Source organism: Marinobacter metalliresistant (assembly GCF_038098645.1).
Lineage (GTDB): Bacteria > Pseudomonadota > Gammaproteobacteria > Pseudomonadales > Oleiphilaceae > Marinobacter > Marinobacter metalliresistant.
The window spans coordinates 2,572,575-2,584,638 of the sequence record NZ_CP101118.1; the positions used below are offsets into that span (position 1 = coordinate 2,572,575).

Annotated in this window: 23 protein-coding genes; 16 read left to right on the forward strand and 7 right to left on the reverse strand. The window is 52.1% G+C overall.

What is annotated here, in order from left to right; all coding sequences use genetic code 11:
- The first annotated feature begins 691 nt into the window (after positions 1–691).
- The 6 genes from NLK58_RS12040 to NLK58_RS12065 all read left to right on the forward strand — a co-directional run bounded on the left by NLK58_RS12040 (position 692) and on the right by NLK58_RS12065 (position 3,145).
- On the forward strand, positions 692–988 hold the full coding sequence (locus NLK58_RS12040; RefSeq protein WP_117618761.1) for a BrnT family toxin: 297 nt from the start codon (positions 692–694) through the stop codon (positions 986–988).
- Positions 981–1,190 carry a BrnA antitoxin family protein gene (locus tag NLK58_RS12045; protein WP_117618762.1) on the forward strand — a complete coding sequence of 70 codons (210 nt, stop codon included), beginning with the start codon at positions 981–983 and terminating at the stop codon, positions 1,188–1,190. The genes NLK58_RS12040 and NLK58_RS12045 overlap by 8 nt, the downstream gene beginning before the upstream one ends.
- A 732-nt stretch (positions 1,191–1,922) precedes the next feature.
- On the forward strand, positions 1,923–2,165 hold the full coding sequence (locus NLK58_RS12050) for a type II toxin-antitoxin system Phd/YefM family antitoxin (protein ID WP_058092928.1): 243 nt from the start codon (positions 1,923–1,925) through the stop codon (positions 2,163–2,165).
- Complete coding sequence (locus tag NLK58_RS12055; protein ID WP_341580837.1) at positions 2,162–2,425, forward strand: Txe/YoeB family addiction module toxin; 264 nt, start codon at positions 2,162–2,164, stop codon at positions 2,423–2,425. The genes NLK58_RS12050 and NLK58_RS12055 overlap by 4 nt, the downstream gene beginning before the upstream one ends.
- A 129-nt stretch (positions 2,426–2,554) precedes the next feature.
- Complete coding sequence (locus NLK58_RS12060) at positions 2,555–2,845, forward strand: type II toxin-antitoxin system RelE/ParE family toxin (protein ID WP_117618764.1); 291 nt, start codon at positions 2,555–2,557, stop codon at positions 2,843–2,845.
- A 9-nt stretch (positions 2,846–2,854) separates the two neighbouring features.
- The gene (locus NLK58_RS12065) at positions 2,855–3,145 is read left to right on the forward strand and encodes a HigA family addiction module antitoxin (protein WP_117618765.1); all 291 of its coding nucleotides are present in this window, start codon (positions 2,855–2,857) and stop codon (positions 3,143–3,145) included.
- Positions 3,146–3,246: 101 nt separating this feature from the next.
- Here the strand turns inward: NLK58_RS12065 and NLK58_RS12070 are convergent, their stop codons facing one another.
- On the reverse strand, positions 3,247–3,537 hold the full coding sequence (locus NLK58_RS12070) for a type II toxin-antitoxin system RelE/ParE family toxin (protein ID WP_341580838.1): 291 nt from the start codon (positions 3,535–3,537) through the stop codon (positions 3,247–3,249).
- Positions 3,530–3,751, reverse strand: a complete 222-nt coding sequence (locus NLK58_RS12075; protein ID WP_341580839.1) for a hypothetical protein — start codon at positions 3,749–3,751, stop codon at positions 3,530–3,532. Before NLK58_RS12075 ends, NLK58_RS12070 begins: the two co-directional genes overlap by 8 nt.
- A gap of 188 nt (positions 3,752–3,939) precedes the next feature.
- Between NLK58_RS12075 and NLK58_RS12080 the strand changes: the two genes are divergently transcribed.
- On the forward strand, positions 3,940–4,275 hold the full coding sequence (locus tag NLK58_RS12080) for a hypothetical protein (RefSeq protein ID WP_117618768.1): 336 nt from the start codon (positions 3,940–3,942) through the stop codon (positions 4,273–4,275).
- A gap of 1 nt (position 4,276) precedes the next feature.
- Positions 4,277–4,774, forward strand: a complete 498-nt coding sequence (locus NLK58_RS12085; RefSeq protein WP_117618769.1) for a hypothetical protein — start codon at positions 4,277–4,279, stop codon at positions 4,772–4,774.
- On the opposite strand, the gene NLK58_RS12090 is transcribed toward NLK58_RS12085, so the two are convergent.
- Together NLK58_RS12090 and NLK58_RS12095 are read right to left on the reverse strand one after the other, a co-directional pair.
- Positions 4,714–4,983: a transposase zinc-binding domain-containing protein gene (locus NLK58_RS12090; protein WP_227539272.1), complete on the reverse strand. Its 270-nt coding sequence runs from the start codon at positions 4,981–4,983 to the stop codon at positions 4,714–4,716. The genes NLK58_RS12085 and NLK58_RS12090 overlap by 61 nt on opposite strands.
- Positions 4,980–5,885: a site-specific integrase gene (locus NLK58_RS12095; protein WP_341580840.1), complete on the reverse strand. Its 906-nt coding sequence runs from the start codon at positions 5,883–5,885 to the stop codon at positions 4,980–4,982. The genes NLK58_RS12090 and NLK58_RS12095 overlap by 4 nt, the downstream gene beginning before the upstream one ends.
- A gap of 182 nt (positions 5,886–6,067) precedes the next feature.
- Here NLK58_RS12095 and NLK58_RS12100 point away from each other — a divergent pair, with 182 nt between their 5' ends.
- The 7 genes from NLK58_RS12100 to NLK58_RS12130 all read left to right on the forward strand — a co-directional run bounded on the left by NLK58_RS12100 (position 6,068) and on the right by NLK58_RS12130 (position 10,554).
- Entirely contained in the window at positions 6,068–6,349 is a 282-nt protein-coding gene (locus NLK58_RS12100) for a type II toxin-antitoxin system Phd/YefM family antitoxin (RefSeq protein WP_117618771.1), read from the forward strand.
- The gene (locus NLK58_RS12105) at positions 6,346–6,648 is read left to right on the forward strand and encodes a type II toxin-antitoxin system RelE/ParE family toxin (RefSeq protein ID WP_117618772.1); all 303 of its coding nucleotides are present in this window, start codon (positions 6,346–6,348) and stop codon (positions 6,646–6,648) included. Before NLK58_RS12100 ends, NLK58_RS12105 begins: the two co-directional genes overlap by 4 nt.
- A gap of 1,144 nt (positions 6,649–7,792) precedes the next feature.
- The gene (locus tag NLK58_RS12110; RefSeq protein WP_117618773.1) at positions 7,793–8,290 is read left to right on the forward strand and encodes a hypothetical protein; all 498 of its coding nucleotides are present in this window, start codon (positions 7,793–7,795) and stop codon (positions 8,288–8,290) included.
- 166 nt (positions 8,291–8,456) lie between these two features.
- Positions 8,457–8,681, forward strand: coding sequence for an addiction module protein (locus NLK58_RS12115; RefSeq protein ID WP_117618774.1), 225 nt, complete (start codon positions 8,457–8,459; stop codon positions 8,679–8,681).
- Complete coding sequence (locus NLK58_RS12120) at positions 8,678–8,971, forward strand: type II toxin-antitoxin system RelE/ParE family toxin (RefSeq protein WP_117618775.1); 294 nt, start codon at positions 8,678–8,680, stop codon at positions 8,969–8,971. Before NLK58_RS12115 ends, NLK58_RS12120 begins: the two co-directional genes overlap by 4 nt.
- Positions 8,972–9,404: 433 nt before the next feature.
- Positions 9,405–10,331, forward strand: a complete 927-nt coding sequence (locus tag NLK58_RS12125) for a reverse transcriptase N-terminal domain-containing protein (RefSeq protein ID WP_341580841.1) — start codon at positions 9,405–9,407, stop codon at positions 10,329–10,331.
- A gap of 31 nt (positions 10,332–10,362) precedes the next feature.
- Entirely contained in the window at positions 10,363–10,554 is a 192-nt protein-coding gene (locus NLK58_RS12130; protein WP_117618777.1) for a hypothetical protein, read from the forward strand.
- Between the two features lie 117 nt (positions 10,555–10,671).
- On the opposite strand, the gene NLK58_RS12135 is transcribed toward NLK58_RS12130, so the two are convergent.
- Positions 10,672–10,998 carry a CcdB family protein gene (locus NLK58_RS12135; RefSeq protein ID WP_341580842.1) on the reverse strand — a complete coding sequence of 109 codons (327 nt, stop codon included), beginning with the start codon at positions 10,996–10,998 and terminating at the stop codon, positions 10,672–10,674.
- On the reverse strand, positions 10,998–11,243 hold the full coding sequence (locus NLK58_RS12140) for a type II toxin-antitoxin system CcdA family antitoxin (protein WP_071267913.1): 246 nt from the start codon (positions 11,241–11,243) through the stop codon (positions 10,998–11,000). Before NLK58_RS12140 ends, NLK58_RS12135 begins: the two co-directional genes overlap by 1 nt.
- Before the next feature lie 240 nt (positions 11,244–11,483).
- Between NLK58_RS12140 and NLK58_RS12145 the strand changes: the two genes are divergently transcribed.
- A complete protein-coding gene (locus NLK58_RS12145) occupies positions 11,484–11,672 on the forward strand; it encodes a YHS domain-containing protein (protein WP_117618779.1) in 189 nt (62 codons plus the stop codon).
- Positions 11,673–11,794: 122 nt separating this feature from the next.
- Here NLK58_RS12145 and NLK58_RS12150 read toward each other — a convergent pair whose 3' ends face one another.
- Complete coding sequence (locus NLK58_RS12150) at positions 11,795–11,944, reverse strand: hypothetical protein (protein ID WP_205422184.1); 150 nt, start codon at positions 11,942–11,944, stop codon at positions 11,795–11,797.
- Positions 11,945–12,064: the final 120 nt, after the last annotated feature.

Sequence of the window (12,064 nt, forward strand, 5' to 3'; positions counted from 1 at the left end):
CCTCCTTTATTTCCGGTGTTAGGCCCTTCACCCTGTCCCGACCATTACGACGGGCGTTTGGCTACTATGGCCGCTGCTGACTTCTGCTCAATCACCGGTGGGGTTACCCCCATCGGCGCTATCGGTGTCCATCTCATTCGCTCGCAACCGCCGATGGCAACGGCTGCGCCCAGGCTTGATCGACCAGTGGCCTGACTGGTAATTGACCGATCGCTCGTTGAGCAGATCCCGATGCGTCGGACCGCCCCAGATAAGAGCATGCACTGTCACTGCACAACTGCATCATTTACGGTGGCCGTTAGATCACGTGGCTTCGTCGTCTGGTGCCAACTCGCCTTCAGCCTACGCCTCATATGATGTTCTTGTTCATCAGCTCGCAGTTTTGCTAGCGGCTTACTTCCGGCCGGCGTTCCGGAGACCGCCCCTCACGGATCGGCCCTTGCCATTCGCTAGTGGTTAGCGTTCAATCGGGTAAAACCGGCTAAACGGTGATCTTCCCACAGGGGACTTTCACCCCATTAGTTCATGCCCATGCTGGGCGTACACAAGTCATTCCAGTTCGTTCCGGCCCTGGCGGCCCTCCACCGGACGGCCTTTTCTCCGCTTTGCTACGTAAAGGCCGCCGCTGAATATTGGCGTTAACTATCAGGTAGGACTGGCGAAGAAACTACACTGTAAGTACAATATATGCATGCATCATTTCACCTTCGAATGGGATAGCACAAAAAGCGACTCGAATTTGCGAAAGCACGGTGTCTCGTTCGAAGAAGCGAAGACAGTGTTTACTGATGAGTTTGGTCGGTTGATGAGCGATCCAGATCACTCTGAGCTTAGCGAGGATCGCTTCCTATTGTTAGGAACGAGTATCCATTCGCGCCTGCTGGTTGTATGCCACTGCACCAGACAGGAGGACAGGATTCGCATCATTTCCGCGAGAAAAGCCGAGAAGCGGGAAAGAAAAATTTATGAGAGGTTCCGCCATGCGTGATCACTACGATTTCACTGAATCTAAGCCCAATCCATACGCCGCGAAGCTTAAGAAGCAGGTAACGATTAGGTTGGACGAGGATACAGTAGAGTATTTCAAGCAAATGTCTGAGCGGAAGGGAATTCCCTATCAGAGCTTGATCAACTTGTATCTTCGAGACTGTGCTACCCAGCATAGGGATCTCAAACTGCAGTGGCAGTGATAGTTAATCGGGTAGCCGGGGGTATCTAGCCCCCAGCCCCCACAACACCCTGCATGCGGGTCCGCACAGGGCGTTTCCCGGAAATGTTTAAAGTAAAATGGCCGATTACCTCCTTCTTACCCCAATGACGGCTTCTGATTTTGCGCCAACGCTCCTGGGTCCGGTCGGATATAGAGCAGTTGAGCTGCACAGGCTCCTCATTGATTTCCGGGTTCAGGCCTTCACCGTGTCCCAACCATTACGCTGGGCATTTGGCTACTATGCCGTCTGCTGACTTCTGCTCAATCACTGGTGGGGTTACCCCCATCGGCGCTATCGGTGTCCACCTTGTTCGCTCGCAACCGCCGATGGCAACGGCTGCGCCCAGGCTTGATCGACCAGTGGCCTGACTGGTAATTGACCGATCGCTCGTTGAGCAGATCCCGATGCGTCGGACCGCCCCTCACGGGTTGGCCCTTGCCATTCGCTAGTGGTTAGCGTTCAATCGGGTAAAACCGGCTGAACGGTGATCTTCCCACAGGGGACTTTCACCCCATTAGTTCATGCCCATGCTGGGCGTACACAAGTCATTCCAGTTCGTTCCGGGCCTGGCGGCCCTCCACCGGACGGCCTTTTCTCCGCTTCGCTACGCAAAGGCCGCCGCTGAATATTGGCGTTATGCGGACGTTCGTATTGACGTACGTACCCAAAAGCGTACACTTGGTGAAAAGTTGAACACACAAGGGGTGCGTCATGACCGGAATCACAGCAACTGAGGCGCGCAGCAACCTATATCGGTTGATCGACGAGACCGCCGAGTCCCACCAACCGATCGTCATCATGGGGAAGCGGAACAAAGCCGTCCTGGTTTCCGAGGAAGACTGGTCTGCAATTCAGGAAACACTTTACCTGCTCTCCGTACCAGGTATGCGGGAGTCTATTCGTGAGGGGATGGATACCCCCGTGGATGAATGCGATGAGGAGCTGGACTGGTGACATGGAAGTTGGTTTACACCAAGCAAGCCCAGAAAGACGCAAAGAAGTTGGCCTCCAGCGGCCTCAAACCAAAAGCCCAGGAACTGTTAGCGCTGATAACGGAAGATCCATACCGCAAACCGCCTCCGTTTGAGAAGCTCATTGGTGATCTTGCGGGGGCCTATTCACGCCGCATCAATATTCAGCATCGTCTGGTCTACCAAGTGCTAGAGGACAAGCAAGTGGTGAAAGTCCTCAGGCTGTGGAGCCACTACGAATAATGCATAACCAGTCGCTGTTGCCGGACAATTTTTCCGCCGCTTGGCGGCTCCAAACCGGCGTGTGAGCCTGGCGTTACGCACATTTCCCACTCTATTGCATGGATACCGTGTATCCGGTAACCTATATCCATGATTCAGTCCTTTGGCAACCGAATTACCGAAGACCTATATAATGGTGTGACCAATGCTCGCGTGAGAAGGTTGCCGCAGAACATCAAGGAGCCTGCTCTTTATAAGCTTGATGTCCTGAACTCGGTAGTGACTCTCGATGAGCTCAGGTCGCCGCCAGGCAATCGACTTGAGGCATTGAAAGGTGACTATACAGGCTTCCACAGTATTCGTATCAATGCTCAATGGCGCATAGTTTTTCGGTGGGAAGGCTCGGGCGCTCATGAGGTCGAAGTTGTTGATTATCATTGAGGTGTTTCCATGATTCCTACTCACAGAATAAGCACACATCCCGGTGTGATACTGGTTAAAGAATTTCTCGAACCGATAGGCCTTACCCAAAAAGCTCTTGCAAATCATCTTGGAGTATCAGTTCAGCGTGTCAACGAGATTGCGCGCGGCAAGAGAGGAATTACACCAGATACCGCTTGGTTATTTGCTGAGGCGTTCAATACATCACCGGAATTTTGGCTCAACTTGCAGTCAACCTACGACCTGTCTGCTAGTCGCCCGACAACGCATATTTCACCCCTGGTATCTGCCAGCGCGTAACAAGTCATTCCAGTTCGTTCCGGCCCTGCAGGGCCTCCACCGGACGCCCTTTTCTCCGCTCCGCTGCGTAAAGGTCGCCGCTGAATATTGGCGTTACAACGTCACTTGTTTCGCTTGATATCGCGGTAGAAGTTTTCGTGTGAGCCCAGGGCCATCAGTTCAAGGACAAGGGCACCATCATCAAAACTGTAACCCAGCAGAGTCAATTGCTTGTTCATCTTGAATTTATGGACTCGCAGAAAGGCCAGATCTCCTTTCTTCTGCTCACCAATGTTGGGGTCGGCCATTAAGTCCTTAACAGCCAAATCAAGGTCTTTTTTCTGGTTGGGCTTGAGTTTCTTTACCGCTTTCTTGAACGTAGGGGTCTGTAATACACTCGTGGCTTTAACCAAAATCGTAGGCCTCTAGCTTTCCGGCGTCCCGCTCTGCCTGCGCAATTATGGCTTGCCTTACAAATTCGTAGGGTAAATCGGGGTTATCTTCCATTATCTCGCCGATTTTTGCCCAATGTTCAATTTGTTTGGGCGGGGTTCGATTAAGCGCTTTGGCTATAATAGTGGCTTTTTCAATTAGATTCTGATCTAAACGAATGCTGTTCGTGGCCATTTTTACCTCCAGTGTTGACTCGCCTCAATTGTAGCAGCATGCCACAATTGAGGCAAGTTGTAACAAGGCGCTGTTGTCGGACTGCTTTTCCGCTGGCGCTACAAAGCAGCCGCAAAGCGCGGCGTTATGGTCCTCAGTGGATAATTCAGTGTAAGATTTAACCCTCGAAAACCAAAGGAGAAATTGGCATGGAATGCCCCGATATTAGCAGTCTGAAGTTAGACCGGGCCGATGAAGAGGCTCTTGAGGAGATCAGAAGAGCCCAGCGTGCGGGGAGTCTACTCGAAGTCGTAATGCCCGCCGGAGTGATGGCGACCATATTCCTCGGTAATAATGCGGCACAAGCCACCTACAACATCCACTCTACCGATTGGGTCCTGTTTGCCCACGCCATGAGTACCCTCCCTGACATGATCCGTGCGAGAGTTAGTCAGGTTGCCAAAATCCGAATTCTCACTGGTAGTCTCAGCTATGAACAGCGGCAGTTTTGGGACGCGGTAGACAACGGGTGCGGAGGCTATTGAGATGCCAAAGCTATTTATGTCTGGGCTATTGCTTGCACTTTCGTCGTTGTCCGTGGCAGGGGCACCGGATGGAAATCATTACTACATCACTGGCAAAATCGCGGAGTACACTCAAGCATTTGATCGTTGTAATCAAATCGCGGAGAGTAGGGATCTACCTAGTAAAGAAATAATCACCAAACTGACCGATTTCACTCAACGTGATATCGAGCGTCTATTGATGTCAAAGGCCGCATTGTTGCGTCAGGAGTGCGAAAAACCCGAGTTGACGGAACTCGCTTATGCAATCTTGATCACGGAAAATGAGGAGCTTCAGCAGCATACACGAGAAGCTATTTCAGCCATCAAGGTGCTGGCATTCTCTGGTGACATTCGGAAATTTCAAGCGATTTATCAGTCCGTCCCCGCTGAAATTAGGCAGACGCTAGAAGACATTGGCTATTTTGACCGACCTTTTGATGATCGTAAGCTACTCGATGCAATCCGTAAAAAGCCATAACAGGCGGGGCAACTGCGATGGCCGCAAGAGGGGTACGCGGTCTGTGTCTGCTGGCAGGGCGAGCATTGATAGCGCACCTGACCGCAGTCCGGTGTGTGACAGGCAAGGATGGATTGCAGGGCGGCGTGATGCTCCGGGCGCAGCCGCGCCCCATAGTGTTGCTGCAAAGAAGTCTGATGATCGCGCAGAATCTGCGCCAGGGTGATCATGAGGCCACCCAGTCTACCTGTAGGCGATCGACCAGAGCGTTGATCATCAGCGCACTGTTCTGCTGGGCCTCGTGGGTCATCCGAGTGTAGCGGGCGGTGGTGACCGGACTGGCATGGCCCAGCAGAGTCTGAATCGAGCGCAGGTTAACGCCGTTCTCCAAAAGATGAGTGGCAAAGCTGTGGATGTGGACCCGTTTGCGAATGCCACACTCCAGAGCCACCAGTTTGATGGCCTTCTGTACCCCCTCGCGAGGCATGACCCGGGATACACCAGAACCGGAAGCGGCGACTGCCTCGTGGGGCGGTTGCCCGCCGGGGAACAGCAGCTCGGGATGACGGTGTGTGGCCCAGTAGCGCCGCAAGGCCTTGAGCGTCATCAGCGGCAAGGACACAAACCGGTCCTTCTTGCCCTTGCCGCAGCGCACATGAACCCGCATCAGGTGGCTGTCGACATCGGCGATGGTCAGGTTCAGGGACTCACTCAGGCGCAGGCCCAGGCTGTAGGTGGTGAGGAAATAGACCTGATAACTGAGTTTACGGGTGTGGCTGATCAGCCGCCCGACCTCCTCCAGGGAGAGCACATCCTGCAGGGACTGAACCTTGGGCGGCTTGACGATGGGCACGTATTCCCAGGGCTTGGCGAGAACATATTGATAGAAGCTCTGCAGGGCATTGCGAGCAATCTTGACCAGACTCCAGGACCGGTGTTCCACCAGGTGCATGAAGTACTGTCGGAGCTGATCGGTGCTAAGCTGATCGGGACAGGTCTCGAAATAGTCGCTTATCTGCCGCAGGCAGCGGGTGTACAGATCAATGGTCTTGGGGCTCTTCCCCCGCAGGGTGAGTTCGGTGAGGTAGCGTTGGTGCAGTGCTTGAAAACGGGCGTGTTCGTTGGCGTTCATGATACGTCTCCTGACAGGCCCTTCCGGAATGAAGGGGGTCAGGTAAGTACAGATGAATTACGCCTCTGCCGCGTAGCGGCTTCGTTCAACAAAAGCGTTATATTCCTTCCCTTGAACACCTTGCCAGGCGTCACGCAGTATCGTACTCTTTTACGTACACTTAAGCGTACCGAGGTGTTTCCATGTCAAGGGTTCGTGTAGATGAAGATATCCGTCCTCTGTCTGAATTCCGGGCAGGGGTAGCCACATTTGTAAAGCAGCTCCATGAAAACCGTCGTCCTATGGTGCTGACACAAAGAGGTCGTGGCGTTGCCGTACTGGTGGATGTTCACGAGTACGAGAAGATGCAAGAACGTCTGGAAATACTAGAAGAGGTGTATAAGGCGGAAGAACAGATAACTTCCGGTGATGGTATTGCGCATGAAGACGCGAAGGCTCGGGTTTTAAGCGGGCTGGCCCAATGAAGATTGTTTGGTCCCCGCTTGCGCTGGAGCGCGTCGAGGATACCGCTCGGTATATTGCAGAAGACAACCCAGATACTGCGATACGGTGGGTTGATGATTTATTTGCCACAGTAGAGCGGTTAGCTGATTTCCCTAAAAGTGGACGCATGGTTCCTGAGGTGGGGTCACCTCGCATCAGGGAGCTGATATTTGGAGCGTACCGGGTTATTTACAGCGTCAAAGATCAGGTTGATATTTTGACTGTGCGTCGCAGTAGCCAGTTATTGCGGATGTCTGAACTCGGTGATGACGAAACATAATCGGGTAGCCGAGGGTATCTAACCCTCAGCCCCCACAACACCCTGCATGCGGGACCGGACAGGCACAGGGCGTTTCCCGGAAATGTTTAAAGTAAAATGGCCGATTACCTCCTTCTTACCCCAATGACGGCTTCTGATTTTGCGCCAACGCTCCTGGGTCCGGTCGGATATAGAGCAGTTGAGCTGCACAGGCTCCTCATTGATTTCCGGGTTCAGGCCTTCACCGTGTCCCAGCCATTACGCTGGGCATTTGGCTACTATGCCGTCTGCTGACTTCTGCTCAATCACCGATGGCAGCGGCTGCGCCCAGGCTTGATCGACCAGGGGCCTGACTGGTAATTGACCGATCGCTGGTTGAGCAGATCCCGATGCGTCGGACCGCCCCAGATAAGAGCATGCACTGTCACTGCACTGCTGCATCATTTACGGTGGCCGTTAGATCACATGGCTTCGTTGTCTGGTGCCAACTCGCCTCCGGCCTACGCCTCATATGATGTTCTTGTTCATCAGCTCGCAGTTTTGCTAGCGGCTTCCTCCAGACCGCTCCTCACGGATTGGCCCTTGCCATTCGCTAGTGGTTAGCGTTCAATCGGGTAAAACCGGCTGAACGGTGATCTTCCCACAGGGGACTTTCACCCCATAAGTTCATGCCCATGCTGGGCGTACACAAGTGCATTAAATTCGCTCCCTATGGTCGCCGGACGTCGCTGACGCTCCGCCGTTTATGTGGGCGTTATGCTCTGACGGGAGCCATCGTTTTTTGGTAGTTTCTGAGCAGTCCATGAGGACATCATCGCTAAAACAGACCAAAGGGAGATTGGGCGTGGATTACTACGATAGAGAATACATATCTGCAGTTATTAACTATTTTTGGGGGACGGCACAGCATCGCCTCAATCAGTAAATGAGAGATCTGCAGAGGTGATTTACAAAGCAGTCGCTGAAGCGCAGGCGTGTTCTGCATCAATGGATCTCGTTCCAAGACCCAGTAGTGGCAAACCGGGGATCTCATACATAGTTAAACAGATTGCAAGCATTGGTAAGAATATAATATCTGGAAACACCTTGGTTTACCATGTTTGTAAGGTCAAAATTAGCGCAAGCTATAAATCTGAAATAACTATGGCATTAAAAGGAATTTAAAATGTTAAAACTCGGACTTTCTGTTCTTCTTTTATTGTTTTCTATTAGCGCATTTTCAAAGACAGATGTTGAGCTGGTTTACTCGGATCTCAGATTTAAAATACCCGGGAACTTCTCCGTGGTGGGTGATGCAGGAGACAACCAAAACATTTTAATATTCAGGTATGGGGATGAGTTGGGCAAGAGGTTCTTGGCTTTTTCAGATATGACGAATGATCAAACTATTGATTATGGGTGTCTAGCTAGCGTTTTCTTTAAGAATGTTTTCTTCGATACTGATAAATCTGGATGTGATCAGGATAATGTTAGGTTAATGCAAGAGTCCTTTGTGGAAGGTCAGCAAGTTGAGACGTGGTCTTCAAATGAATATTCTATCGTGTACTCCGGTGATAAAGAAAAGTCATACATCTTTATAATTGGAGATAACGGCAAACTTTTGAAGGTGGATTCTGATTTTCTGGATAACGAATCTTTCAAAAAAATGGTTAGAGGTATATAAGAAGGGGCATCCTGATACCTATTCTTTATAGCATCAAAGTGCTCCACCCGACCGGTTTTCCGCTGCCACTCCAAACCGGCGGGCGTTAAAGCGAAAAAGCCGAGTCGTGGCACCCAGTACCTATCCGTGTCAAAATTGAGCGATACGCGAACGAGAGGTTTCTTTCATGAATCTCCAGAGAATTGAAGACGAGGCGCTACACCTCTCTAAAGAAGAGCGAGCTCAATTGATCCAGCGACTGGTACTGAGCCTGGAGTCTCCGTCAGAAGAAGAACTCAGGTCAGATTGGTTGCTTGAGGCCCGCCGTAGAGGCGAAGAGCTCGATAATGGCTCAGTTCAGGCCGTGTCCGGTGAAGATGTCATGAGGAAGGCTAGAGCACTGATCAAATGAACTATTCGTTTCACCCGGCAGCGGAAGCCGAATTTCTGGAATCAGTTGGTTATTACGAATCAAAAGTTCCGGGATTGGGTGGTGCCTTCATAGAGGAATTTGAGGCCCTGGCCAATTTAATTGGCGAGTCACCAAAAGCCTGGCAAGTTGAGTTGCCGCCAGATATTCGTAGAGCGCCCCTTCACAGATTTCCGCTATCCATCGTTTACCGAGAGAAACTTGATGGTTTTCAAGTTCTGGCGGTCGCCCATGATCGGCGACGTCCGCAGTACTGGCTTGGCAGGCTTTAAGTGCAGGCACCGCGACGCCCATTACATTGCGCCTTCGGCTCCATTCCAAAGCCGCGCATGCTGCAAGCGTTACTTGCGACATGAAGTTGCATGAATATATGTTGTAACCCGATGTTTTTTCCGTAACTGAGCGGATGTCGGAAGTGCAACCTGGTGTTCTACCACCAGTATCCTACCCACCATGCGAAAAGGACTTGGTATGAAGCGTTGGGGACAATGAACCATGGCAATGTCGTAGAGCCTTCAGGGAGGAAGAAGGTAACCCGTGATGGAGCCGGAGACTCTGCGTCGATGAGATGGGGGAAGAAGCGAAGGGTCTTCTGTAATGGAAGACATACGGATTCAGGATTTGTCCGACGCGAAAGTGTGCAGACGTCCCCTTGGTGCTTTGGTGCGAGAGAATTTGCGGGATTGATTTTATGAAGGAAGGCAAATGATGGCCGAACAGGCTAGTGCACCTTCAAGCGATGCACAACGCTGGCAGGCGATTGACTGGCCGGAGGTTGAAAAGCGCGTTTATCGACTGCAGGTGCGTATCGCACAATCTGTTCGCGAACAAAGGTGGGGCAAGGCGCGTGCTTTGCAGCATCTGTTGTCGCGCTCGTTTGCCGCGAAAGTGCTGTCGGTCAAACGAGTCATAGCCAATAAAGGAAGTCGCACCGCCGGTGTTGACGGGGTGCTTTGGACGTCACCCGGCCAATACTGGCGCGCGGCGCAAAGACTAGGGACAGCCGGTTATCAAGCGCAACCGCTGCGCAGGATCTACATCCCGAAAAAGAACGGCGATCGCCGCCCTTTAGGGATACCCACCCTTCACGACCGGGCGATGCAAGCTCTCTATGCGTTGGGGCTCAAACCCATAGCAGAAACCACCGGAGACCAACACTCCTACGGATTCAGAGAGGGGCGTAGCTTGCACGATGCCTGCAAACAAGGCTTTATCGTACTGGCCCAAAGAACCGCTGCACAGTGGATTCTGGAAGCCGATATCAAGGCCTGTTTTGATCGCATCCGCCATATTGGGCAAGGCTTCAACTTCCTGGGCTTTCACTACAGGAAATACCGAAGTACCTTGCTGGTCCAGCCGCAAGACGGCAAAACCCGGGAGTTGCCGGAGAAAGTGCGAGGTGTGCTGAAGAAGTACCGTGGCATCCCTTTCCACGCTTTACTGGCAAAGCTCAATGCCGTCATCAGAGGCTGGGCCTATGCGTATCGACACGTGGTAGCGAAAGAACGCCTGAGTTACGTCGATGACAGGATCTACCCACTGGTTAAAAAGTGGTTACAGCAGGAGCACCGATCCAAGACGTGGGCATTGGATCAGAAAGCGCTACCGAGGGCGTTTCAAAGGTCGTATTGAGTATGGGTGCTATTACCCGACCGCGTCAGGTATGAAGCTCATACGGTTGTTCAAGGCCGGGGACTTGCCGATTCGGTATCATAGCAAAATCCGCAGTGGTGCCAATCCCTATGACCTGGCGGACAAAGACTACTTCGAAGCGAGAGCCCGAAAGCAGCGGATGAACGCACGACGGGACCGACGATTCCTCAACCGTTCGTCGTACGAGAAACTGGCCGCCTGAAGGGAGGCCTTACTGGATATGAATAGGTGGGTCGCCTGCGCGGCCTTCAAAGGGCTTGAGCTGTATGATGGGAAACTATCACGTACAGTTCTTATGGGGCGAAGGGCCGCAAGGCCCTTAGCTACCAGGTAAGCCAGTGACAGCAAGATCCAGAGCTCCAACAATCTGGGCTCTGAAATGCGAGAGGGAGCCAATTGGGCTTTTGAGATGCTTTTCAGGCACAGAGGAAATTTGCGGGGTTAACAGCAGTAGTTCCTGGTCGGCAAAGCTGATTTCCGGAGTTAGTCCGTGCATGGCTCCTCCACCAAAGGCGGAACGTTTGCCAAGAGGGATAACGATGCGGGTTGCCAGTTCGCTCAGGAGGCTGCTCTGAATATCGACAAGGTAAGGATAGTGCGCTTTGCTGACTTTGCTTGGGTTGGGATACACATCGAACTGTGCCATCAGAACTCCCTGAATTCGTCGCCGAAGCATCCATGTTGTTCGACGAAATCGTTATAACTTTTGATCGCGGCGCGATTTTCCTCGACCCATTGGGCTGCTTCTCGTTTTGAAAGCTCTTCTTTCAGAGCTCGTTCCAGGGTGGCAGACAAGTTAATGTTCAGTTCCCGGGTTTTCCGCAGCAGATCGCTATTGATTGAGAGGTTCGCTGCTTTTTTGGGTGCGGCTGCATTGTAGAGTTCGGCCATAGGAGCCTCCAAGTGGCGATTTAATGCATCGCTTCAGTTTATGCGCACATAAATGCGCATTCAAGCATTTAACCAATGGCCGTTGTCGGACCGGCCCCCGGTCATTTGAATCGGAGGCATGTGCAATTGATGCGTATCAACAGAAGGACGCGACCAGTGCGATAGGCTCGAATGAAGCAGTTTTGTACACTGCGTCAATGCCGACTTGCTGCGAGCTTGCAGCAGAGGAGTGAAGTAAAAATGAAACGGGAAAGAAACGAACGCAGCCACAAGGATCCGGTCTGTGGCATGGAGGTCAGCCCTATCGCCGCAGTTGATCAACTCATTCACGAGGGCAAGACCTATTACTTTTGTTCCGAAGCCTGTAGTGAAGCCTTTGAGGCTGAGCCCGCGAGATACCTCCGACATCACCGTCAGCACGGAATGTAGTTGGGATAGCACGCATGAACGGGCCACGTCGCCATGTACTAATTGGCGCAAACGCAAGCGAACATTAAAAGTCCTTTATCCGGCTGTTCGGTTTGCCAAGGTTCACTATCGCCTGGAACTTCTCAGCGATGGGGGAAACCGGTGAAGGTCACCCTCAGCCCCTGGTAATCCGCATCCTCGGTAATAGCCCCAGCGTTCAGGGTATCCAGATCGAAACGCAAGCCGTCATCTGCCCACCAGCGTCTATAAACAATACTGAAGAGCCAGACCATAGCAAACCGCAATTCCGGGCGTTAAGCTTGGAGAACCAAACCTATCGCGGATGATGACAAGGTATCGAAGTTTGCTGAAAACGCCCCTATTAACCGAAACCGCCGTTGGCCTTGGCGAAC

What these genes read in the sequence shown, in the direction of transcription:
- NLK58_RS12040 (WP_117618761.1), top strand. Translation starts at nt 692, where the DNA reads ATGCATCATTTCACCTTCGAATGGGATAGCACAAAAAGCGACTCGAAT.
- NLK58_RS12045 (WP_117618762.1), top strand. Translation starts at nt 981, where the DNA reads ATGCGTGATCACTACGATTTCACTGAATCTAAGCCCAATCCATACGCC.
- NLK58_RS12050 (WP_058092928.1), top strand. Translation starts at nt 1,923, where the DNA reads ATGACCGGAATCACAGCAACTGAGGCGCGCAGCAACCTATATCGGTTG.
- NLK58_RS12060 (WP_117618764.1), top strand. Translation starts at nt 2,555, where the DNA reads ATGATTCAGTCCTTTGGCAACCGAATTACCGAAGACCTATATAATGGT.
- NLK58_RS12065 (WP_117618765.1), top strand. Translation starts at nt 2,855, where the DNA reads ATGATTCCTACTCACAGAATAAGCACACATCCCGGTGTGATACTGGTT.
- NLK58_RS12075 (WP_341580839.1), bottom strand. Translation starts at nt 3,751, where the DNA reads ATGGCCACGAACAGCATTCGTTTAGATCAGAATCTAATTGAAAAAGCC.
- NLK58_RS12080 (WP_117618768.1), top strand. Translation starts at nt 3,940, where the DNA reads ATGGAATGCCCCGATATTAGCAGTCTGAAGTTAGACCGGGCCGATGAA.
- NLK58_RS12085 (WP_117618769.1), top strand. Translation starts at nt 4,277, where the DNA reads ATGCCAAAGCTATTTATGTCTGGGCTATTGCTTGCACTTTCGTCGTTG.
- NLK58_RS12090 (WP_227539272.1), bottom strand. Translation starts at nt 4,983, where the DNA reads ATGATCACCCTGGCGCAGATTCTGCGCGATCATCAGACTTCTTTGCAG.
- NLK58_RS12095 (WP_341580840.1), bottom strand. Translation starts at nt 5,885, where the DNA reads ATGAACGCCAACGAACACGCCCGTTTTCAAGCACTGCACCAACGCTAC.
- NLK58_RS12100 (WP_117618771.1), top strand. Translation starts at nt 6,068, where the DNA reads ATGTCAAGGGTTCGTGTAGATGAAGATATCCGTCCTCTGTCTGAATTC.
- NLK58_RS12105 (WP_117618772.1), top strand. Translation starts at nt 6,346, where the DNA reads ATGAAGATTGTTTGGTCCCCGCTTGCGCTGGAGCGCGTCGAGGATACC.
- NLK58_RS12110 (WP_117618773.1), top strand. Translation starts at nt 7,793, where the DNA reads ATGTTAAAACTCGGACTTTCTGTTCTTCTTTTATTGTTTTCTATTAGC.
- NLK58_RS12115 (WP_117618774.1), top strand. Translation starts at nt 8,457, where the DNA reads ATGAATCTCCAGAGAATTGAAGACGAGGCGCTACACCTCTCTAAAGAA.
- NLK58_RS12120 (WP_117618775.1), top strand. Translation starts at nt 8,678, where the DNA reads ATGAACTATTCGTTTCACCCGGCAGCGGAAGCCGAATTTCTGGAATCA.
- NLK58_RS12125 (WP_341580841.1), top strand. Translation starts at nt 9,405, where the DNA reads ATGATGGCCGAACAGGCTAGTGCACCTTCAAGCGATGCACAACGCTGG.
- NLK58_RS12130 (WP_117618777.1), top strand. Translation starts at nt 10,363, where the DNA reads ATGAAGCTCATACGGTTGTTCAAGGCCGGGGACTTGCCGATTCGGTAT.
- NLK58_RS12135 (WP_341580842.1), bottom strand. Translation starts at nt 10,998, where the DNA reads ATGGCACAGTTCGATGTGTATCCCAACCCAAGCAAAGTCAGCAAAGCG.
- NLK58_RS12140 (WP_071267913.1), bottom strand. Translation starts at nt 11,243, where the DNA reads ATGGCCGAACTCTACAATGCAGCCGCACCCAAAAAAGCAGCGAACCTC.
- NLK58_RS12145 (WP_117618779.1), top strand. Translation starts at nt 11,484, where the DNA reads ATGAAACGGGAAAGAAACGAACGCAGCCACAAGGATCCGGTCTGTGGC.
- NLK58_RS12150 (WP_205422184.1), bottom strand. Translation starts at nt 11,944, where the DNA reads ATGGTCTGGCTCTTCAGTATTGTTTATAGACGCTGGTGGGCAGATGAC.